The sequence below is a fragment of the Bacillus sp. Bvel1 genome, assembly GCF_014872755.1.
In the GTDB taxonomy this organism is placed as follows: domain Bacteria; phylum Bacillota; class Bacilli; order Bacillales; family Bacillaceae; genus Bacillus; species Bacillus velezensis.
Genome location: NZ_JAAOBZ010000007.1, coordinates 375,478 through 396,321, shown reverse-complemented (window position 1 = coordinate 396,321; position 20,844 = coordinate 375,478). Strand labels below are relative to the sequence as shown.

The following is a 20,844-nucleotide window of genomic DNA, read 5'->3' as shown; positions in this document are numbered from 1 at the left end:
TGGCGGGTCATTTCAAATCTTGGACACATCTTGGAGGAATGAAAATGACCAGTTTAACAAAAATCAGACAGCAGCAGCCGTACAAGTGGTACCAAACGATGAGAGAAACCTCTCCCGTTCATTACAATGAAAAGGAAGATTGCTGGGAAATCTTCACCTATGATGAAGTGAAGCGGGTGATTTCTGACTACAGTCATTTTTCTTCCGATCATAAATACTTAAGTGCGGACAAGCAGGAAAAAATGATCCGGCATATTAACAAAGACAGCCTTTTGAAAATGGACCCGCCTGAACACACCGTCTTCAGAAAATTGGTCAATCAGCCGTTCATGCCGAAATCGGTTGAGTCTCTTGCACCGCGTATAGCCGCGATCGCTGATGACCTGCTTCAGGCCGTCCGTTCAAAAGGCAGGATGGACATTATTGAAGATTACGCATTTCCGCTTCCGATTATCGTGATCGCAGAGCTTTTAGGATTTCCTCCGAAAGACAGGGATATCTTTAAAAGCTGGGTCGACCAAAGCCAGAATGTAAAAGATGAAAAGAAAATGAATGAAGTGCAAAAGCAGATGATCGGATACTTTATGCAGTTTATTTTACAGCGGAGAAAACAGCCGCAAAATGATTTAATCAGCCATTTAATTTCAGCTGATTTAGACGGAGAGCCGCTGTCAGACAAGCAATTAATCGGTTTTTGCGGCTTGTTGATCGTCGCGGGGCACGTAACGACGGAAAATGTGATCGGAAATTCATTTCTCAGTCTCAAGGAGTTCCCGCATATTCTGCCCCGGCTGCTTGAAAATAAGGCGCTCCTTCCTGACTTTATTGAGGAAGTCATCCGCCTCAGACCTTCCATTCAGCGGGTAACCCGCTACACCGCGGTTGAGAGCGAGATTGGCGGAAAAACGATTCCGGCCGGAGAAAAAGTATATGCGTGGATTGGATCGGCGAACAGAGATGAAAAGAAGTTTGAAAATCCCGATGAGATTGACTTGGGACGAAAGCCGAATCAGCACCTGTCATTCGGTCAGGGCAGCCATTATTGCTTAGGAGCGCCGCTGGCCCGGCTTGAAGCGAAAATCGCGCTTTCCCACTTTTTTGAACAGATGCCCGCATGGCGTTTTACTGAGGATCAAGAGCCGAATCTGGTTCCGAGCCCTGTATTTCACGGCGTTGACAGGCTGCTTGTTGAGTTTTGAACGAAAAAATAAAAGAGGCTTCACGGGAAGCCTCTTTACTCTGGGGGCTTGGAGAAATGAATGTAGGAATCGAAGCAATGAACGTGTTTGGCGGAACCGCGTATGTAGACGTCATGGAGCTTGCGGAACATCGGAACCTGGATAAAAAAAGGTTTGAGAACCTGCTGATGAAAGAAAAAGTGGTGGCGCTTCCGTTTGAAGATCCGATTACGTTCGCCGTAAATGCCGCAAAACCGATTATCGATTCTCTGTCAGATGAGGAACGGAATCAGATTGAAATGGTCATTACCTGTACGGAATCCGGGATTGATTTTGGCAAATCCATCAGTACCTATGTCCATGATTATTTGCAGCTGAAGCGGAATTGCCGGTTATTTGAGGTGAAGCAGGCTTGCTATTCTTTAACGGCCGGGTTTCAAATGGGCGTGAATTTCATCTTGTCGCAAACATCGCCGGGAGCGAAAGCGCTCATCATCGGAACGGATATTTCCCGCTTTTTAGTGGCTGAAGGCGGTGACGCGTTGACGGAGGAATGGTCCTATGCCGAACCGAGTGCGGGGGCGGGAGCTGTCGCGCTTTTAGTCAGCAGCACCCCTCATGTCTTTTTGCTTGATCAAGGTGCAAGCGGGTATTACGGGTATGAAGTCATGGATACCTGCCGCCCGATTCCGGATAGTGAAGCGGGGGATGCTGATCTGTCGCTCATGTCTTATTTGGATTGCTGTGAAAATTCATTTCAGGAATACCGAAAGCGTGTGAGCGGGGCGGATTATAAGAATACATTTCAATACCTTTCTTTTCATACTCCGTTTGGCGGAATGGTAAAAGGAGCGCATCGGACGATGATGAGAAAATTGGCAAAGGCTAAGCCGCAGGACATTGAAGCGGATTTTCAGCAACGCGTGCTGCCTGGGATTCAATACTGTCAGCGCGTCGGTAACATCATGGGGGCCACCGTATTTTTATCTCTTGCCAGCACGATTGATAACGGCTCTTTTGAAACGCCGAAACGCGTCGGCTGTTTTTCATACGGTTCGGGCTGCTGCTCTGAATTTTACAGCGGTGTCGTTATGCCGCAAAGCCGTGCGCGGCAGAATCAATTTCAGATCAGCCGGCATTTGGATGAACGCGTCCGTTTATCGATGACTGATTATGACCGGCTGCTCCAAGACAGCGGCATCGTAAAATTCGGCACAAGAAATGCCGCGCCCGCAGCAGACATCCCGAATGCGCATCAAGGAAAAACGCGATTAGTGCTGACTGAAATAAAAGAGTTTCACAGAAAGTATGAATGGACGACCTAGTATAAGAGCCGGAAAGGCTTGAGTATTTTTAAAGAAACGGAGAATACACATGAATCCAATGATTGATGTACAGGAAACAGAACCGGGCATTGTGCAGGTCACAATGCAGGATACGGCCGGGAAAAACGGGCTGTCAGAAGAGTTTGTCAGAGAGCTGCACCGGGTATTCCAAGACATCAATGCCCATCCGTCCTATAAAACTGTCCTTCTGACGGGTTACGGAAATTATTTCTGCACGGGAGGAACGCAGGAGGGGCTTTTGACCATTCAGAGCGGAAAGCTTCAATTTACAGATTTAAAGCTTCACAGTCTTTTATTGGATTGCAGGATCCCTGTGATTTCCGTCATGCAGGGGCATGCGATCGGAGCCGGCTTTACGATCGGTCTGAGCTCGGATTTCGTCATTTTAAGCAGAGAGAGTTTTTATTCTTGTAATTATATGAAGTACGGATTTACACCGGGAATGGGCGCGACGTATATTGTGCCTGAAAAACTGGGAATTGTCCTCGGGGAAGAAATGCTGTTTACGGCCGCGAATTTCAGCGGCGCCGCTCTGGAAAAACGGGGTGTTCCGTTTGAAGTGCTGCCGAAAAAAGACGCCCTTCAAAGAGGCCGCGAATTGGCCCGGCTGCTGGCGGATAAACCGAGAGCCTCACTGGTTGCGCTGAAAACCAATGTGACCGCACGGATGAAAAGAGAGCTGACAAAAGCGGTTGAGGAAGAGGTAAACATGCATGAAGCCACATTCCATCTTCCTGAAGTAAAAGAGAGAATCAGCCGCTTATACGGCAGTTAAACAGAATGAAAAAAGCATGGGATGCCCCATGCTTTATGACTGGTCCGTCTTTTGCAGAACGGAGCCTGCGAATTGTTCTTTAATTTCGGCGCTCCGGGCTGCGGTTTCTGCGATGCAGTGCATGATGGCTTCTTCAAAGCGGCGCTCGTCTAATGCGCGAAGGCCTGCTTCAGTCGTGCCGCCCGGGCTTGTGATTTCCTTACGCAGGCGTTCAGGCCGTTTGCTGCTTGTTCTGAGCATTTCCGTCGCCCCGGCCATGGTTTGTAAAATCAGCTCTTTTGCCGTTTCTTCCGGCAGGCCGGCTTGAAGGGCGGCCTTTTCCATCGCTTCCACATACCGGTACACATAGGCGGGACCGCTTCCGGCAATGGCTGTGACGGCATCAAGGTGTTTTTCTTCAAAGAGCGTCGCTTCTCCGATTGTTTCCAGAAGCTCTTTTGCCGTCCGGATTTCAGCTTCACTCGCCTCGGAGCTTGCGGAAAAACCGGTCGCCGATTGCTGAATGGCCGCGGATGTATTCGGCATCGCCCGGATGATGGTGAGCTTTCTGCCGAAATATTGCTGAATCGTGTGAATCGTCAGCCCCGCGATGACAGAAATCACAAGCTGATCTTTCACGTATTCGCGAATGTTCTCAATGCTTTCTGCCGCATCTTTCGGTTTAAAGGCGAGAACAATAATGTCGGTATTGCTGAAAAACTCTTCTTTATCCCGGCACGGTTTCACTCCGTACGTTTTTTGGAGCTCTTCAAGCCGGCTGTCATTTGACCGGTTTGTCATATATATATGTCCGGGGGCTGTCATTCCGCTTTGCAGCAGTCCGTTCACCATTGCTTCCGCCATTGATCCGGCCCCGATAAAACCGATTTTCTTCATATAAATCCTCCTTCTTCTAAAACACAAAAAAACCTTCCCGTCAAAAAGGACGAAAAGGTTTCGCGGTACCACCTTACATTAGCACGAATCAGCCGTGCTCAGCTCAAATCCCGTAACGAGGGATACGTTTAGGTTTTCCTAACCGCTCTGAGGGCAGGTTCTGTAAACAAGAGGGCCGCAATGTCTTTCAGCCGGGGACATTGCTCTCTGCTGCCGTTGTTTATATACTAGTTCCTCGTCATCGCGTTCCGTGTTTTCTAGTTTGTTGTTCATTATGCTATGCGAAAGAGCGGGATGTCAATCTTTTTTTCCGATATGCGGCAATAATGACACAGTGAAAAGAAAACGCTAAAATATGATTATTCAGGAATGAAAAGAACGAAGGAGCGTAATCATGGCAGCGAGAAAGATCATTCCGATACGTGTGCCGACTCCGTTTGCAGTCGGCGACGTTATCGTTTATTTAATAAAAGATGAAGCCTTAACCCTTATTGACTGCGGCCCGAATACAAAGGAAGCGGCTGAATCGCTCTCATTTCAGCTTAAGGAACACGGCGTTTCTGCGGCGGATATAGAACAGGTGGTGCTCACTCATCATCACGCAGATCATTCAGGTCTGCTGCACCTTTTTTCCGAGGATACGGAAGTGATCGGGCATCCGCTGAATGACAGGTACATTACTCAGGATCAGTCGTATATCGCCCGGCAGGAGGACTTTTTTCTGTCGCTTATGACTGAAATGGGCGTTCCCCTGACGCCTGAAGACATACAGAAAACAGTTAAGCTGTCGTACTTATTTTCTGCAAACCGTCCGTTAACGAAAACAGTGGAAGAAGGCGGGAAAATCGACGGGCTTAACGGCTGGACGGTGCTCGAAATCCCGGGTCATGCCGCTTCTCACATTGCGCTCTACCATGAAAAAAGCGGTGAAATGTTCAGCGGCGATCTGCTTTTGTCCAACAGCTCCACCAATCCGATTCTGGAAGCTCCGGAAAAGGGGGGCGTGCGCGCGGCCCCGATGCTCGACTACTTGAACTCAATGAAGCGGCTGTATGACGTAAACCCGTCCCTTTTATATCCGGGACACGGCGATCTGCTGACGGACGTAAAGCCTGCTTTTGACAGGCGGCTTGAAAAACAGAGAAACCGGTCGGAATATGTGCTGCGCCTGTTGTCAGAGGAAACGCTGACGGCTTTCCAGGTATGCCGGCGGCTGTTTCCGGCTGTGTATGAAAATGAATTGTTTTTAACGATGTCAGAAACGATCGGCCATCTTGACGTACTGGCTGCAAAAGGGGAGGCTGAATCCTTTCAGTCGGGAAATACTCTGATGTTTAAAGCTGTGAAGGGGTGAAGGAAATGGGCAGATTAACGGATAAGCGGATTTGGATCACCGGAGCATCCGGCGGACTCGGAGAACGGCTTGCATATTCCTGCGCGGCAGAAGGGGCTCATGTTTTTTTATCCGCCAGGCGGGAGGACCGCTTGCAGGAAGTGAAAAAAACGATTACCGCGCGCGGCGGACAGTGTGATGTCATTCCGTTTGACGTCCGGCATGCAGAAGAGGCTGAAAACGTAAGGCGTTTGATCGGTCATGTTGACGTATTAATCAACAACGCCGGCTTCGGTATTTTTGAAACGGCCGCTGATTCATCTTTGGAGGATATGAAGGCGATGTTTGAAGTGAACGTCTTCGGATTAATCGCCTGTACGAAGGCCTGTCTTCCGGTGATGCTTCATGCGAAAAACGGCCATATTATCAATATCGCCTCACAGGCCGGCAAATTGGCGACGCCGAAATCAAGCCTTTATTCCGCTACGAAACACGCCGTTTTAGGGTATTCCAATGCGCTGCGGCTTGAGCTGGCCGGTACGGGTGTAGCCGTGACAACGGTTAATCCCGGTCCGATCAAAACAGACTTCTTTACAATTGCAGATAAAGAGGGCGGTTATGTGAAAAGCGTCGGCAGATGGATGCTTGATGCCGACCGTGTGGCAGAGCGTATTACATCCGTGATTCTGACGGATAAACGGGAAATGAATCTTCCGCGATGGATGAGCCTCGGGACGAAGCTGTATCAGCTTTTCCCTTCGTTTACAGAAAAACTGGCCGGCCGCGCATTAAAGAAAAAGTAACAAGGGGGAGAAAGGAATGTCCGACCGGGATATACACAAGGCATTGATGACAGAGCCTTTAGTCAGGCAAATGGCGGAGGCGCGTGAAGTACTTTGGATCAACCCGCATAAAACCGATGATCCAGTAAAGAATGGCGCTGAATGGAAAAAGGAGATTGCCGAAGCGGAAGAAAGGCTGCGCCGGTTTGCGCCTTATATCGCGTCGGCTTTTCCGGAGACGGAAGCGGCGGGAGGCCTCATTGAGTCTCCGCTTGTCTTCATCAATGAAATGAAAAAGCGTCTGGAACAAAGCGCCGCTCAGGCTTTCCCCGGGCGTCTGCTTTTGAAATGCGACAATGAACTTCCGATTTCCGGTTCTATTAAAGCGCGCGGCGGGATTTATGAAGTGCTGAAGCATGCTGAAGATCTCGCTTTAAAAGCGGGAATGCTCTCAACAGACGATGATTACAGCATATTGACTGAGGAACGGTTTACCGCTTTTTTCTCAAAATACTCTATAGCCGTCGGTTCTACGGGCAATTTAGGTCTGAGTATCGGCATAATCGGCGCGAAGCTCGGCTTTTGTGTGACCGTTCATATGTCCAGTGACGCAAAGCAGTGGAAAAAGGAGCTGCTCCGGGAAAAGGGGGTTCGCGTCATCGAATATGAAGCAGACTACAGTCTGGCTGTCAAAGAGGGGCGCATGCAGGCGAAGCAGGACCCTTATTGTTATTTTATTGATGATGAGCATTCCCGGGATCTGTTTCTGGGGTATGCCGTTGCGGGAAGCCGTGTGAAAAAGCAGCTCGATCAAATGAACATAAAGCCGGGTGCAGATGAACCGCTTTTCGTTTATTTGCCGTGCGGGGTCGGAGGAGGCCCGGGCGGCGTCGCGCTTGCGCTAAAGCTGATCTATGGCGGGCATGTCCATATTTTTTTCGGTGAGCCGACGCATTCACCGTGTATGCTGTTAGGACTGTTTTCCGGCTTGCATGACGGAATCGGCGTGCAGGATATCGGCCTTGATAATCAAACAGCCGCCGACGGACTTGCGGTAGGAAGGCCGTCCGGACTGGCCGGCCCTCTGATGGAGCCTGTACTCAGCGGCTGTTATACCGCTGATGACGGCACGCTTTTTTCGCTGCTTTATCAATTAAGAGCGGCCGAGAATAAGAGCCTTGAACCCTCTGCACTCGCCGGTATGGCCGGAGCCGTCAAGTTCGTTCAGACCGAAGCCGGTAACCGTTATATAAAAGAGCGGGGGCTTGAGATGAAAAATGCCGTGCACCTTGTGTGGAGCACCGGCGGAAGCATGGTTCCCAAGGAGGAAATGGAAGAGTACAGCCGGATCGGTTCCTCATTTGTGAAAAAAATGGGCAGACAGTGAGGCGGTTTTCCGTTACAATCTTTGTAAGCGTTTGTTTTTTAATCGGAAAGCCATACAGAGAGATTGGTGTGAATTGTGAAAAGTAAAGAATTGAACTTACATACATTGTATACGCAGCACAGCCGCGAGTCGTGGGCCGGATTCGGCGGCCATCTTTCCATTGCCGTTTCGGAGGAAGAAGCCAAGGCCGTAGAGGGGCTGAATGACTACCTGTCGGTGGAAGAAGTAGAAACGATTTATATTCCGCTTGTGCGACTGCTCCATCTTCATGTCACGTCTGCCGCAAGACGGAATCAGCATGTCAACGTGTTTCTGAAACATCCGCATTCAGCGAAAATCCCGTTTATCATCGGAATCGCGGGCAGCGTCGCCGTCGGCAAAAGCACGACGGCGAGAATTCTGCAAAAGCTTCTTTCCCGTCTGCCGGACAGGCCGAAGGTGAGCCTGGTGACAACCGACGGTTTCTTGTATCCGACGGCGGAATTAAAAAGGAAAAACCTTCTGTCCAGAAAGGGATTTCCGGAAAGCTACGACGTGAAAGCGCTGCTTGAGTTTCTGAACGATATAAAGTCAGGGAAAGAGAGAGTGGAGGCGCCCGTATACTCCCACCTTACCTATGACAGGGAAGAGGGCGCCGTCGAGGTTGTCGAAGGTGCGGATATCGTTATTATCGAAGGAATCAATGTCCTGCAGTCGCCGACCTTAGAGGACGACAGGGAAGATCCGCGGATTTTTGTATCGGATTTCTTTGATTTTTCGATCTATGTGGATGCCGAAGAAAGCCGGATTTTCACGTGGTATTTGGAACGTTTCCGTCTCTTAAGAGAAACCGCTTTTCAAGATCCGGCTTCTTATTTTCATAAATTTAAGGATTTGTCTGATGCAGAAGCGGATACCATGGCCGCCTCCATTTGGGAGAGCGTCAACCGTCCGAATCTGTATGAAAATATCCTGCCGACAAAATTCAGATCGGATTTGATTTTGAGGAAAGGTGACGGCCATAAAGTTGAAGAGGTGCTGGTAAGGCGGGTGTGATGTGAGGAGGAAGCGAATATTATGATGCATCATATTGAATTGTATGTATCTGACTTGAAAGCCTCCGCCCGGTTTTGGGGATGGTTTTTAGGTGAGCTCGGTTATAGGGAGTTTCAAAATTGGGACGCCGGCATCAGCTGGAAAAACGCAGGATTTTATGTTGTGCTTGTACAGACAGAGGAGCGTTTTTTAACACCGGAGTACCACAGATGCCGGGTCGGGCTGAACCATCTGGCTTTTCATGCTGCGTCAAGAGAGCAGGTTGACGGGATGACGGAAAAGCTGCTTGCCAGAGGATGCCCCGTGCTTTACAGGGACCGCCATCCATATGCAGGCGGAAGCACGCATTACGCCGTATACACGGAGGACCCGGATCGGATAAAGGTGGAGCTGGCTGCGCCTGCTTCTGAATGAACTATAACTTCTCGTTTTTTTCTTCGCGCAGCGCGTCGAGTTTCTTTTCGATTCTGTCCAATTGTATGCGGCGCTGCTTCAAGCTTCTGAATACGTATATCACGGCAAACAGGAAAAATGCGGCTGCAATAAATGAGATCAATTGAAAAATGACATCACCGATGTTCATCTTTTTTACCTCCGTGTGCGGCGGGCTTCTTCAGCCCGCCGTTTTTTCATTTTAACCGATGTGAAGACATGGGGGATGAATCATTTCTCTCCTAGCTTTGTTTTTTTCTGAGAATGAATAGTTTCTGTATGTGGCTTATGACCACTTTTGCGGCCGCATATCCCGGAATGGCCAGCAGCATCCCGGCAATTCCTGAGAATTTGCCGGCGGCAAGCAGAAGAAAAATAATGGTCAGCGGGTGAATGTCCAGCTTCCGTCCCATAATTTGCGGGGAAATCAGCTGGCTTTCAAGCTGCTGGACAATGACGACGACCGTAATCACCAGCACCGCCTCGGTCGGTGAATCGAACAATCCGACAATGACTCCGGGAAATGTGCCGATCCAAGGCCCGATAAACGGAATCAGATTTGTCACCATGGCGAACGCGCCCAGAACGAGCGGATAATCGAGCCCGATGATAAAATAGCCGATTGTGACGAGAACGCCGACACAGAAACTGACGAGCAGCTGTCCTTGTATGTATGAACTGAGAGCTTCATCCATGTCCCGAAGGATTTGTTTTCCTTCTTTTTGATGTTTTTCCGGAAGAAGCCGCAGCAGTCGCCGGGGGGCTTTATTTCCTTCTTTTAACATGTAATACAGCGCAAACGGAATAATGGCTGCGGTGATGGCGGCATTGGCAGCCGTACCGGCCAGACTGCTGAGAGAATCAGCGATTGAACCGGAATAATTTGCGGCTTTGTCCGCTAATTTTTTAAAGGAATCCCCATGCTGAAGCCTGGAAAACCATTTGCTGTCCTGAAGGTGTCCGATCCAATTTTCAGCTTTTGCGGAAAGCTCCGGAATATGATCTGTGAAGGCTGTAAACTGTTTTTGAACGGCAGGGCCCGCCGTATACAGGAAGAGGACAAAAAGGCCGGCTGTTCCCGCATAAATCGCTAAAATCGCGATTCCTTGGGGCAGCTTTAATTTCGCATGCAGCACTCTGACGAGCGGGCGGCACAAATAGTAAAGGACGCCCGATAATACAATGGGCGGAAACAAGGTTTTAACCGTAATCACAACAGGCTGGAACAAAAAGTCTATTAATGTTCCGAGATAAATGATGAGAAATAACAGAAGAACGGCATAGCCGATCTTGAAATAAGGCCCGACAGGCATATCCTGCACCACGCAATCTTTAAGGGTTTACTCTCGGACGTTTCCCTTTTCGCCCGGTGCATAAACGTCCGTGTCAGGAAAACTGCCCCTGATTGGTGACGTAATCGTAGATAATATCTTCTACATGGGCATGGAGATCCTCATCGGGTTCTTCATTCCTTCTTTCTTCTAAAGCTTTTTTTAAACTCTGTTTTTCATAGGGGCTCAGCGGATCTGTCGACACATTCCGTCCATACTGGCGGAGGGCTTGTCCCAGCATTTTTTCTATAAATTGATCCATCATATATTCTCCTATTCTTGTCATTCATCTTTATTCTACTAAATAGCATGTGATCCTCCCACTCTTCTATCATATTTTCTGTCAGGACGATTTAGGCTTTTATTCCAGTTCAGCCGAGAGAATAAGATGAAACGGCAGCGTTAACGCATCTTCATCGTTTATGATTTTTAAACGTTTTTCGTCATGCCTCACTTGTTTCACCCATCCCCAAAAGCGGCGGGGGCCGCGTGCTGAAGCATAGGTGACCGAGATGGCTCTGTCTTCTTCAATCGACGCCGCAATGATGCGGTTCATGTCGTTCAGTTGCTCTGCGCTCAGTTCCGGAGGCCGGAATTCCCGTTCTTTTCGTTTTTTTGCAAGCAGCTGCTCCCGATGTTCGGGCAGCATCATCCGGCTTGATTCCCACATGACATTATACCCGGGTGTTAATTTGTTCGGATTCATGTATATCACCTCAATTATTTGTAATGCCCGCCGATTTTTTCAGCCCGGTGAAAGGCTTGGCCGGCCTCTGTCAGCGAAGCGGCATGGAGGAGCGACGCAGGGCCGTACCGCTCATGAATGTCATCCAATACTTTGCCGAGACTGATCTTTTTTTCCTGAGCATCAAACAGGCTCAGCTGAACATAATCACAGGGCTCCAGCTGGGAAAGGGAGACGCCGGCGCTGCGGACGGGCTCACCGTTCCAATGCTCTTTGAAGAGCTTGACCGCCGCTTTAAAAATATCCATTCCGAAATTAGTCGGAGAGACCAGCTTTCTCTGTCTGTGAAAACCTGAAGGGAATTCAAAATCAGCGCCTCTGATGCTGACCGAAACCGTATGGCCGATGTATTGTTTGAAACGGGCGCGGCGGGCCACTTCTTCGCTTAACTCCAACAGCACGACTTTGATATCCTCAAAGCGGCTGTAGTCTCTCGGGAGGGTCATGTTATGGCCGATCGCTTTTTGCCGGCTGTGCGTGTTGACGGTGACCGGAGAGGGATCGATGCCGCGGGCTGTCCGCTGAAGCAATTCGCCGTTAATGCCCCAGCGTTTTTTCAGCAGTTCGGCGGGGTGCCCGGCAAGCCCGCCGATTGTGCTGATGCCCATCCGTCTTAAATGATGCTCCATCCGTTTTCCGATGCCGAATAATTTTCCGACCGGCAGCGGCCACAGATCCTCCCTGATATTTGACATATCCAATCTGTGGATGCCGGATGCGTTTTTTTTGGCAAAATGGTCGCAAGCCATTTTCGCGAGCGCCTTATTCGGCCCGATGCCGACACGGGCATAAATTCCGAATTCACGCATGATCGCTTGCTGAATGCTTTCGGCAATTGTAAAAGGATCACCGAACAGCCGCCTGCTTCCGGTCACGTCGAGAAACTGCTCATCGATGGAGTAGGGTTCTACAAGATCGGTATACCGTTCAAACAGTTCGGTAATCATGACGGATACATCAATATACCGCTGCATCCGCGGACGGACAATAACGGCGTCGGGACATTTGGCCTGCGCTTCCCACAGCCGTTCGGCATTTTTTACGCCGTATCGTTTGGCGAGCGGACAAGCCGCAAGCACGACGCCGCTGCGTCTTTCGGGATCTCCCGAGACAATCACGGGCCGGCTTTTGAGATGAGGCGCTTCCGCTTTTTCCACAGACGCATAAAACGATTGCATATCAACAAGAAGAATATCAGCCATAAAAAAACCTCCGGGAACGTTTGTTCTGTTTTTCATTGTACCCGAACAATGATCACGTTTATACTGGTAAATCATTCCCCGGCTGGAAGACGTGCTGATTCGTTTGCTTGAAAAGAAATCATTTACAATTGCAAACAACCCACATATAATTTTTTATATTCCAATGAGAAGAGCTGACATTCATTTTGCCGGACGAAAAGGAGAGTCAATCGATAATGGATATTCGAACAATTACCTCTGAAGACTATGAAATGGTTACGTCTGTTTTGAATGAATGGTGGGGCGGCAGGCAGATGAAAGACAAACTGCCGCGCTTGTTTTTTGAACATTTTCAGGACACGAGCTTTATCACGTACGGGCCGGAGGGAATGACCGGTTTTTTAATCGGTTTTCAGTCACAATCAGACCCTGAGACAGCCTACATTCATTTTTCCGGTGTGCATCCGGATTTCAGAAAAATGCAAATTGGAAAACAGCTCTACGATCGATTTATGGAGACGGTGAAAAAAAGGGGCTGCACAAAAGTCAATTGCGTGACGGCGCCCGTGAATAAAGTATCAATCGCTTATCATACAAAATTAGGCTTTGAAGTTGAAAAAGGAACCAAAACCGTAAACGGAATCCCTGTTTTTGCGAATTATGACGGTCCGGGAGAAGACAGAATTCTGTTTGTGAAATATATGTAGAGGGGGATGAATATGGGTTTTTTAGCTGACACGCCCAAACCGCCCTATTATGCGGTCATTTTTTCATCAATAAAGGGAAAATATGATGAGGAATATGAGCATACGGCAGAGCGCATGATGAATTTGGCAGGCGGACAGCCGGGCTTTTTAGGCGCGGAAAGCGTTCGGGAGGAAAACGGCTGCGGCATCACGGTTTCCTACTGGGACAGCCTGGAGGCGATTAAAAGGTGGAAAGACCATACTGACCACCGGGCGGCAAAACAAAAAGGAAAAAGCGCCTGGTATGAAGCGTACGCGGTCCGCATTACGAAGACGGAGTCACAGCGGATGTTTGCGTCAAAAGGGGCGGAAGATTGATTACATTTTTACGGCATACACAAGAACAGACGGCGCGGGAAATTGCGGCGGTTCAACGCTGCTCTTATCAAAAAGAAGCCGAGCTGATCGGCTTTTTCGGCATTCCAGCCCTGCATGAAACACCCGGTGACATACAGCGGTCACGGGAGACGTTTGCCGGTTTCAGAGAAAAAGATCGGCTTGCAGGCGTCATTTCGTATGAAAAAAAAGGATATGACCTTGTCATATGCAGGCTGACGGTGCACCCGTCCGGCTTTCGGAAAGGAATCGGACGGGCGCTTATTCAATTTGTGATCGACCAAAACCGGGACGCCCAAAAAATAGAGGCGGCTACCGCCAGTCAAAACGTTCCGGCAGTCTCTCTCTATTTAAAAACCGGCTTCACAGAAGCCGGACAGACAGAGACGCCGGAAGGGCTGACCCTCTCGTTTTTTCATCTTTATCCGAAGAGGAAAGCGGAAGTTGTTCCGTACAAGCCGGAATGGAAAGAGATGTTTGAAAGAGAGAAGGCGGACTTGATCCGAATCTTCGGCCCCGCACTTCATTCTGTCAGCCATATCGGCAGCACCTCCATCCCGGGAATGGCCGCAAAACCCGTTATCGATATACTGGCGGAGGTCAAAGATATTTCAGATGCTGACCGATTCAGCCCGCAGCTGGAAGCACTCGGCTATGAGGCGCAAGGGGAAAACGGGATAGAGGGCCGGCGTTTCTTTCAAAAAGGCGGCAGCAAGCGCACACACCACGTCCACATATACGAAACAGGCCATCCGGATGTGAAGCGCCATCTGCTGTTCCGGGATTACCTCACTGAAAAGCCTGAAAAAGCGGCTCAATACATGGAACTGAAACGGCGGCTCGCAAAGGCATACCCGTACGATACGGCAAAGTATAGTGAAGGGAAAAATGACTGGATCAAGGCGGCTGAACAAGAGGCAAAGGACTGGGAGAGCGGGCTGCTGTAAAGAAAGCAGAAACAATGCATACAGCGGCTCGGTATGCTACAATGGCGAAAATGAAAAACGGAGGATCATCTATGCAAATACATGTGACGGATGCGGCGAAACACACACTTCAGCAGGCGATGGACGCCAACCCGGGGAAAAAAGCGCAGCTCCGCTATGACGCAGAAGGCTGCGGGTGCGCGGTGAGCGGCGTGCCGACCATCTGGCTGGCGGACGAATTAACGGGACAATGCGAAGCCATTGAAACCAACGGACTTCCGCTTTACATCCAGACCTCACAAAAAGTGTTTTTTGACGAGGAAATGACAATCGATTACAATGAAAAGGCAAAAACGCTCGTCTTAAAAAGCCCGGCAGAGATGCTGAGCCCGAGAATGAGCATATTAGTAAAGCAGGGAGAAACGGAAAGTGAATCAAAAGCTGAAAGCCATTAAACAGACGGCACAGCATAAAACGTGGGTATCCTTTCTGAACAACAACCACCCGTACAGTCTGCTGCACTGGTCCATCGGAGGCGCTGAATCCGTTCAGAAGGATGTCTGGCTGCTTCAGGATGAGATGACCTTCAAAGCGCAGGAGTTTACGACAATCGACCTCGCCATTGACTGGATCGGAGAAAATATGGACGGGATTACCGACGTTTTATGACGGGAAAGCGAAAGAACCAGCATACGTTCTTTCGCTTTTTTACGTTTGCGTCATGGTATCTAAAAAGGTTTGAACGGCTTTGCGGTAGCTCTCCGGATTTTTGGTGTACGACATGGCATGCCCGCCCGATTCGGCCAGATAGAGCATCTTCGGGCCGCGTTTTCTGCGGTGCAGTAATTCGGAAGAAGCGGGAGGTATATAATCATCTTCCTTACTGTGAATAAACAGCACGGGCTGCCGGATTCGGCTGATAACCGATAGAGGCGATACATCACGGATACGGTATCCTTCTCTCATCCGCAAAAAGAAATCAGCCAAAGGCAGAAGCGGCCACGGAGGCAGCCGGAACTCCCGCTTCAGTCTGTAGGCGAGCTGATCGCGAAAGCTTGCGAACGGACAGTCCGCAATATAAAAATCAGCGCCTTTTTCATCCTGATGCCCGCCCGCGTATAATAAGGCCGTCACCGCTCCCATCGATTCCCCGTGGATGCCGATTTGACCGCCGTCTCCCGTTTTGTGTCTCACCCAATTCACGGCTTCTTCCAAATCATCTTTTTCAAAATAGCCGTAGCTCGTCGTTCTGCCGCCGCTTTTTCCGTGCCCGCGGTGGTCATATACGAGCACATTCCAGCCTGAATCTAAAAATAAATCCATGTATTTCAATGAATTGAACGAATTTACGGTAACGCCGTGACAAATAATCATGGTGTTTGCCGTATGATGCGGGGCGACGTAAAAGCCTTTGATCTCATACCCGTGGCGTGACAGGATGACGGCCTCTTCTTTTTCCATGGCCTGAAAGGAATCAAATCTATCATGCCCGTCCGCCGTTTCTTTTTTCATGATATCTTCATCCGTCTTTTTCTTCATAAACATAATGAGATTCGTAAAAGCGAATCCGGCAGCCAAAAAGACTGCGCAAGCCGAACCGAACACCGCCAGCCATTTTTTCACACAGGCGCCCTCCTTTCATATGAAAAATCCTTCCTCCGGCTTTTCAGGACCGTGAACGTTGCCGGCCGCCGGCGCTCCGTGGTACACTTGCTTCACCATATTCAGATACGGGGGGCGTAATGATGAAAAAGCAGCTGTCTAAAGAAAAACACAGCTTAAAAGACGATCTGGGGGAAGATCTGAAGGCCAGGCTTTTGCAAATGAAAAGTGAGCTGAAGGAAGAAGACGAGAAAAAACAGGCGCAGCAAAAAGCGGAACAAATCAGAAAGCGAAAAGAAAAAGAAAAACATAAAAGCTTTGAAGAGCTGCTGAATGAAAGCAGTCTCGATTGGCACAAATATAAATAAACCGGCATCTGACAAGGTGCCGGTTTTATTGTTTAAGAACGATGGGCTTCGTATACGTCCCGTTTTGTATGGTATTGCAGGGCTTTGATTTCCTGGCTGCTTAAACGCCGGGCCTCTGCAGCCGAACAGTTTTCTCTCAGCTGCTCAAGTGAGCTGGCTCCGGTGATGACAGAAGCGACGGCCGGCTGTGACAGTAAGTATTGAAGGGAAAGCTCCGTCATGCTCAAGTCAGGTGCGGCAGCGCCGATCGCTTTTTTGGTTTCTTCCACTTCTGCAAAAGAATATGTTAAATAGCCGTTCTCTTTTACGCTTGCGGCTGCTTGATCAAGCGGTTTTTCCGTAAGAAGCCCTTTAGCGACAGGCCCTCTGGCGACTACGCTGATCCCGTTCTCCTCTAAAAGGGGAAGCCACTCCTCAGGACGCCGGTCCAGCAGGCTGTATTGCATCATAACGCTTGAGATATTTGATTTTTTCACATATTCTTTAATGACATTCGGACGAATCGAGGAAATGCCGTAATACCGGATGACGCCTTCCTGTTTTAAGTCCTCAAACGCTTCGATCGTTTCGTCAATATGATCTTCCATCGTGCCGCCATGCAGCTGATAAAGGTCGATATAGTCCGTTTTCAGCCGGCGCAGACTGTTTTTGACCGCTTCTTTTATGTATCCTTTGGAGGCGTCCCAATGCCAGCCGTCTTTATCATCATTCCAGCGGTTTCCGGCTTTCGTGGCTAAAATGATGTCGTCCCTGCGGTTTTTGACGGCCTCCCCGACAATTTCCTCATTTCTGCCGAAATCATAAAGATCAGCGGTATCTAAATAATTGATTCCAAGCTCGATCGCTTCATCCAAAATAGACAGCGCTTCAGCTTTATCCGTGCCCAGCGACATACAGCCGAGCCCGATTTCGCTTATTTCTAAATCAGAATGTCCCAGTGTGCGTTTTCTCATCGTTTCGCTCCTTTTTATAGTCTTTTATTGACCGTAATATAAAGGCGCGAAGTTTTCAACTGTTAAGGCCCGGTGATCCAATCTCCGACATAGCGGAATGTCCGTCCGTATTCTTTCAGTTTAGCCCGCACTTCCCACGCCTTTCCGACCAATACGATACTTTTATCCTTCCGGTACACCTTCAATCGAAAAGCACCTCCCTCTCATGCATGTATGATAAAATATATGAGGCATAATAGAGAGACAGAACGGGAGATGACATGATGAAACATTTAGAAGAAAAAACACTTGCGAAAAAAAAGCTGTATGACGGGAAAGTCATAGATCTTTACTTAGAGGATGTAGAGCTCCCGAACGGAAAAACAAGCAAGCGGGAAATCGTCAAACATCCGGGAGCGGTGGCCGTACTTGCGGTGACAGAAGAAGGAAAAATCATTTTGGTGAACCAGTTCAGAAAGCCGCTGGAACGGACAATCGTTGAAATTCCGGCCGGGAAGCTTGAAAAGGGGGAAGAGCCGGAACATACGGCGTTAAGAGAGCTCGAGGAAGAAACGGGATATACGGCGGAAACCTTGACGAAAATCACCGCTTTTTATACATCACCCGGGTTTGCTGATGAAATCGTGCATCTCTTTCTTGCGGAAGGGCTTTCGCCGCTGGAAGAAAAGCGCGAACTGGATGAGGATGAATTTGTCGAAGTCATGCAGGTCACGCTTGAAGAGGCCGTGAAGCTGATTGAATCCCGCAGGGTGTATGACGCAAAAACGGCGTACGCGATTCAGTATCTCCAGCTGAAAGAAGCGCTGAAGGAAAAATGATGAAAACCATCTATGCGGATCTGCATATTCATATCGGCCGCACCTATACGGGAAAACCGGTCAAAATCACCGGGGCCAAAACGTTGACGCTGCATCGGATTTTAGAAGAGGCCAGTGAGGGGAAGGGAATTGAACTATTGGGCATCATCGACTGCCATTCCCCGGAAGTCATAGAAGAAATCGAGCGCGGAATTGATGAAGGCAGATACCGTGAGTTGAAAGAAGGCGGCATCCGGTATCGGAATACGACGCTTCTGTTGGGCAGTGAGCTTGAAATCTATGATCACACATGCCGCGGGCCGATTCACGTTCTCGTCTTTATGCCGTCTCTTGCCGAAATGAAGATGTTTTCTGAGTGGCTCGCAAAAAGGCTTAAAAATATCCATCTCAGTTCCCAGCGTATTTATGAAACCGGTTTGAATCTTCAAAGGAAAACAAAGGAATTGGGCGGGCTGTTTATTCCCGCCCATATGTTCACCCCGCATAAAAGCCTGTACGGAAAAGGGGTCATATCTTCTTTGACAGAAGTTTTCGACCCGGCGCTCATTGATGCGGCAGAACTCGGATTAAGCTGCGACACCGACATGGCTTCGCGGGTAACGGAACTTGATCCGTATACATTTTTAACAAATTCTGATGCGCATTCCTTAGGAAAAATCGGCAGAGAATATAATGAAATGCTTCTTAAAGAAGCGAATTTCACGGAATTTTCGCTGGCTTTAAAAGGGAAGGACGGAAGAAAAATCACGGCGAATTACGGGCTGAACCCGAAGCTCGGGAAGTATTACCGGACGGCTTGCGACCGCTGCGGCAGCCCGGTTGAAAAAGGAGCTTCCGCCTGTCCGGAGTGCGGGGGGAAAACTATGACAAAAGGGGTCAGTGAACGGCTGGAGGAACTGAGCGGCCCGAAAAAAAGCCGCGTGCCGCGGCCGCCGTATATTCATCAAATCCCGCTGCAGTTCATTCCGGGGGTCGGGCCGAAAACGTTAGACAAACTGAAGCGGGCTTTCGGGACGGAGATGGCGATTCTTCATCAGGCGCAAGAAGAGGAATTGGCGCATGTCGTCCAGCCTAAAATAGCGGCTGTCATTCATAAAGCGCGCACCGGGCAGCTCGTCCTTGAGGCCGGGGGCGGAGGGACGTACGGCAGAATCAAGCCGTAAAAGCCGGATTTTAGCGGAGCTCCTCCTGCACCTTCTTTTTCGTGCGGACAAACGCAATCAATTCGATGATTTCATCCTGATTCAGCGGCTGTCCGTCAACGGTCAGTGTGCCGCGGCCTTGTGCGGCGTTTGTTAATTCGATGGTCTGGGTAAACGGCTCCGCCTTTTTTTCAGTGCGCCCCAGTAAATCGTCGCACGTCGTGTCAAACAGATCGGCAAGCGTGCCCAGCGCCTCGAATGACGGACGCCGGTATCCTGATTCATACCCGGCGTACGTGCTTTTGGCGATGCCGAGACGGTCAGCCGTATATTGAAGAGACCAATTTTTCTTTTTTCTCAGTTCAGTTAAACGATCTAAATTCATATTCAAAACCGCTCCTTTTCACTTGAGCAAATTATATCATATCGATATGCAAAAGTGTACGCGAATTGAATAATAATCACTTGATTAATTTCAATCGTCTGTCTATAATTTGATTAAAAGTATGCGAAAAGCGAATGCTTAACACATCTTGAGAAATGGATGAAGAGGTGCAGGGTATGAAAAAATTATTGCTGTTAACAACCGGAGGAACAATCGCCTCAGTCGAAGGAGAAAACGGGCTTGCACCCGGGGTGAAAGCAGACGAATTGTTAACCTACGTATCAAAACTTGATAACGATTACACGATGGAAACCCATTCGTTAATGAACATCGACAGCACAAATATGCAGCCTGAATACTGGGCCGAAATCGCAAATGCTGTCAAAGAAAAATATGACGCATATGACGGGTTCGTCATTACGCACGGGACAGACACAATGGCGTATACATCAGCGGCACTGTCTTATATGCTTCAGCATGCTGATAAACCGATCGTCATTACGGGTTCGCAAATTCCGATTACATTTCAAAAAACCGATGCCAAAAAAAATATCACGGACGCGATCCGCTTCGCATGTGAAGGGGTGGGCGGCGTATACGTCGTATTTGACGGCAGAGTCATTCAAGGCACACGCGCCATTAAATTAAGAACGAAAAGCTATGATGCATTTGAGAGCATTAACTATCCGTATATCGCGTTTATTACCGAAAACGGAATTGAATACAACAAACAAGTGCACATGCCAAAAGACGATGCCTTTACGGTCAATACCTCACTTTGCACGGACGTGTGCCTGCTCAAGCTCCACCCGGGGCTGAAACCGGAAATGTTTGACGCATTAAAGGGCATGTACAAAGGGATCGTCATTGAAAGCTACGGCAGCGGCGGCGTGCCGTTTGAAGGAAGAGACATTCTCGCCAAAGTCAATGAAATGATTGAAAGCGGCATTGTCGTCGTCATTACGACACAATGTCTTGAAGAAGGAGAGGACATGAGCGTCTATGAAGTCGGCCGAAGAGTCAATCAAGATCTCATTATCCGCTCCAGAAATATGAACACGGAAGCCATCGTGCCGAAATTAATGTGGGCGCTCGGCCAGTCTCACAACTTGGCTGAAGTCAAAAACATTATGGAGACACCGATCGCAGACGACGTTGTACTGTAAA

27 protein-coding genes are annotated in these 20,844 nt (G+C 49.0%); 17 read left to right on the top strand and 10 right to left on the bottom strand.

Translation table 11 applies throughout. The features are described 5' to 3' along the window. Positions 1 to 44: 44 nt before the first annotated feature. From HAP68_RS11370 to HAP68_RS11360, 3 genes are read left to right on the top strand one after another with little or no spacing between them, the layout of a single operon-like run. Entirely contained in the window at positions 45 to 1,199 is a 1,155-nt protein-coding gene (locus tag HAP68_RS11370; RefSeq protein ID WP_024085562.1) for a cytochrome P450, read from the top strand. Positions 1,200 to 1,255: 56 nt separating this feature from the next. Then, positions 1,256 to 2,503 carry a hydroxymethylglutaryl-CoA synthase family protein gene (locus HAP68_RS11365; protein WP_024085561.1) on the top strand — a complete coding sequence of 416 codons (1,248 nt, stop codon included), beginning with the start codon at positions 1,256 to 1,258 and terminating at the stop codon, positions 2,501 to 2,503. 49 nt (positions 2,504 to 2,552) lie between these two features. Beyond that, positions 2,553 to 3,299: a polyketide synthase gene (locus HAP68_RS11360; RefSeq protein WP_024085560.1), complete on the top strand. Its 747-nt coding sequence runs from the start codon at positions 2,553 to 2,555 to the stop codon at positions 3,297 to 3,299. A 33-nt stretch (positions 3,300 to 3,332) separates the two neighbouring features. On the opposite strand, the gene proC is transcribed toward HAP68_RS11360, so the two are convergent. Then, entirely contained in the window at positions 3,333 to 4,175 is an 843-nt protein-coding gene (gene proC, locus HAP68_RS11355; RefSeq protein ID WP_003153282.1) for a pyrroline-5-carboxylate reductase, read from the bottom strand. Positions 4,176 to 4,569: 394 nt separating this feature from the next. Here proC and HAP68_RS11350 point away from each other — a divergent pair, with 394 nt between their 5' ends. From HAP68_RS11350 to HAP68_RS11330, 5 genes are all read left to right on the top strand, one after another. Beyond that, positions 4,570 to 5,529 (top strand): MBL fold metallo-hydrolase, encoded by a 960-nt coding sequence (locus HAP68_RS11350; RefSeq protein ID WP_014305354.1) that lies wholly within the window; start codon positions 4,570 to 4,572, stop codon positions 5,527 to 5,529. A 5-nt stretch (positions 5,530 to 5,534) separates the two neighbouring features. After that, complete coding sequence (locus HAP68_RS11345) at positions 5,535 to 6,311, top strand: SDR family NAD(P)-dependent oxidoreductase (protein WP_024085559.1); 777 nt, start codon at positions 5,535 to 5,537, stop codon at positions 6,309 to 6,311. Positions 6,312 to 6,327: 16 nt separating this feature from the next. Continuing rightward, positions 6,328 to 7,677 (top strand): D-serine ammonia-lyase, encoded by a 1,350-nt coding sequence (gene dsdA, locus HAP68_RS11340; protein WP_024085558.1) that lies wholly within the window; start codon positions 6,328 to 6,330, stop codon positions 7,675 to 7,677. A gap of 75 nt (positions 7,678 to 7,752) precedes the next feature. Beyond that, complete coding sequence (gene coaA / locus HAP68_RS11335; RefSeq protein ID WP_003153290.1) at positions 7,753 to 8,712, top strand: type I pantothenate kinase; 960 nt, start codon at positions 7,753 to 7,755, stop codon at positions 8,710 to 8,712. Between the two features lie 21 nt (positions 8,713 to 8,733). Next, positions 8,734 to 9,126, top strand: a complete 393-nt coding sequence (locus HAP68_RS11330; RefSeq protein ID WP_024085557.1) for a VOC family protein — start codon at positions 8,734 to 8,736, stop codon at positions 9,124 to 9,126. Position 9,127: 1 nt separating this feature from the next. Here the strand turns inward: HAP68_RS11330 and HAP68_RS11325 are convergent, their stop codons facing one another. From HAP68_RS11325 to HAP68_RS11305, 5 genes are all read right to left on the bottom strand, one after another. Further along, a complete protein-coding gene (locus HAP68_RS11325; RefSeq protein WP_024085556.1) occupies positions 9,128 to 9,295 on the bottom strand; it encodes a DUF4083 family protein in 168 nt (55 codons plus the stop codon). 91 nt (positions 9,296 to 9,386) lie between these two features. Continuing rightward, positions 9,387 to 10,457 (bottom strand): AI-2E family transporter, encoded by a 1,071-nt coding sequence (locus tag HAP68_RS11320; protein ID WP_024085555.1) that lies wholly within the window; start codon positions 10,455 to 10,457, stop codon positions 9,387 to 9,389. 73 nt (positions 10,458 to 10,530) lie between these two features. Further along, a complete protein-coding gene (locus HAP68_RS11315; protein WP_003153294.1) occupies positions 10,531 to 10,737 on the bottom strand; it encodes a YqzH family protein in 207 nt (68 codons plus the stop codon). A gap of 99 nt (positions 10,738 to 10,836) precedes the next feature. After that, positions 10,837 to 11,181 (bottom strand): YolD-like family protein, encoded by a 345-nt coding sequence (locus tag HAP68_RS11310; protein WP_003153295.1) that lies wholly within the window; start codon positions 11,179 to 11,181, stop codon positions 10,837 to 10,839. Positions 11,182 to 11,195: 14 nt separating this feature from the next. Continuing rightward, the gene (locus tag HAP68_RS11305; protein WP_003153296.1) at positions 11,196 to 12,422 is read right to left on the bottom strand and encodes a DNA polymerase IV; all 1,227 of its coding nucleotides are present in this window, start codon (positions 12,420 to 12,422) and stop codon (positions 11,196 to 11,198) included. Between the two features lie 215 nt (positions 12,423 to 12,637). Here HAP68_RS11305 and HAP68_RS11300 point away from each other — a divergent pair, with 215 nt between their 5' ends. The 5 genes from HAP68_RS11300 (at position 12,638) to HAP68_RS11280 (ending at position 15,078) form a co-directional block, all read left to right on the top strand. Continuing rightward, positions 12,638 to 13,108, top strand: coding sequence for a GNAT family N-acetyltransferase (locus HAP68_RS11300; protein ID WP_003153297.1), 471 nt, complete (start codon positions 12,638 to 12,640; stop codon positions 13,106 to 13,108). A gap of 12 nt (positions 13,109 to 13,120) precedes the next feature. Further along, on the top strand, positions 13,121 to 13,465 hold the full coding sequence (locus tag HAP68_RS11295) for an antibiotic biosynthesis monooxygenase family protein (RefSeq protein WP_003153298.1): 345 nt from the start codon (positions 13,121 to 13,123) through the stop codon (positions 13,463 to 13,465). Next, positions 13,462 to 14,430 carry a GNAT family N-acetyltransferase gene (locus HAP68_RS11290; RefSeq protein ID WP_024085554.1) on the top strand — a complete coding sequence of 323 codons (969 nt, stop codon included), beginning with the start codon at positions 13,462 to 13,464 and terminating at the stop codon, positions 14,428 to 14,430. Before HAP68_RS11295 ends, HAP68_RS11290 begins: the two co-directional genes overlap by 4 nt. Before the next feature lie 71 nt (positions 14,431 to 14,501). Further along, positions 14,502 to 14,864 (top strand): iron-sulfur cluster biosynthesis family protein, encoded by a 363-nt coding sequence (locus tag HAP68_RS11285; protein WP_014305346.1) that lies wholly within the window; start codon positions 14,502 to 14,504, stop codon positions 14,862 to 14,864. Further along, complete coding sequence (locus HAP68_RS11280) at positions 14,839 to 15,078, top strand: DUF2552 family protein (RefSeq protein WP_003153307.1); 240 nt, start codon at positions 14,839 to 14,841, stop codon at positions 15,076 to 15,078. The genes HAP68_RS11285 and HAP68_RS11280 overlap by 26 nt, the downstream gene beginning before the upstream one ends. 39 nt (positions 15,079 to 15,117) lie before the next feature. On the opposite strand, the gene HAP68_RS11275 is transcribed toward HAP68_RS11280, so the two are convergent. Continuing rightward, on the bottom strand, positions 15,118 to 16,032 hold the full coding sequence (locus tag HAP68_RS11275; RefSeq protein ID WP_003153309.1) for an alpha/beta hydrolase: 915 nt from the start codon (positions 16,030 to 16,032) through the stop codon (positions 15,118 to 15,120). A gap of 122 nt (positions 16,033 to 16,154) precedes the next feature. Between HAP68_RS11275 and HAP68_RS11270 the strand changes: the two genes are divergently transcribed. Further along, positions 16,155 to 16,379, top strand: a complete 225-nt coding sequence (locus HAP68_RS11270; RefSeq protein WP_003153311.1) for a YqkE family protein — start codon at positions 16,155 to 16,157, stop codon at positions 16,377 to 16,379. A 32-nt stretch (positions 16,380 to 16,411) separates the two neighbouring features. On the opposite strand, the gene HAP68_RS11265 is transcribed toward HAP68_RS11270, so the two are convergent. Then, on the bottom strand, positions 16,412 to 17,332 hold the full coding sequence (locus HAP68_RS11265; RefSeq protein ID WP_024085553.1) for an aldo/keto reductase: 921 nt from the start codon (positions 17,330 to 17,332) through the stop codon (positions 16,412 to 16,414). Positions 17,333 to 17,394: 62 nt separating this feature from the next. Continuing rightward, entirely contained in the window at positions 17,395 to 17,517 is a 123-nt protein-coding gene (gene mciZ, locus HAP68_RS11260; RefSeq protein WP_003153315.1) for a Z-ring formation inhibitor MciZ, read from the bottom strand. Between the two features lie 78 nt (positions 17,518 to 17,595). Between mciZ and HAP68_RS11255 the strand changes: the two genes are divergently transcribed. Further along, positions 17,596 to 18,150, top strand: a complete 555-nt coding sequence (locus HAP68_RS11255; protein ID WP_003153317.1) for an NUDIX hydrolase — start codon at positions 17,596 to 17,598, stop codon at positions 18,148 to 18,150. Beyond that, positions 18,150 to 19,313 (top strand): TIGR00375 family protein, encoded by a 1,164-nt coding sequence (locus tag HAP68_RS11250; RefSeq protein ID WP_015388049.1) that lies wholly within the window; start codon positions 18,150 to 18,152, stop codon positions 19,311 to 19,313. Before HAP68_RS11255 ends, HAP68_RS11250 begins: the two co-directional genes overlap by 1 nt. Positions 19,314 to 19,323: 10 nt before the next feature. Here the strand turns inward: HAP68_RS11250 and HAP68_RS11245 are convergent, their stop codons facing one another. After that, the gene (locus HAP68_RS11245) at positions 19,324 to 19,677 is read right to left on the bottom strand and encodes a helix-turn-helix domain-containing protein (protein WP_003153320.1); all 354 of its coding nucleotides are present in this window, start codon (positions 19,675 to 19,677) and stop codon (positions 19,324 to 19,326) included. A 176-nt stretch (positions 19,678 to 19,853) separates the two neighbouring features. Here HAP68_RS11245 and HAP68_RS11240 point away from each other — a divergent pair, with 176 nt between their 5' ends. Then, positions 19,854 to 20,843, top strand: a complete 990-nt coding sequence (locus tag HAP68_RS11240; RefSeq protein WP_003153321.1) for a type I asparaginase — start codon at positions 19,854 to 19,856, stop codon at positions 20,841 to 20,843. Position 20,844 lies beyond the last annotated feature (1 nt).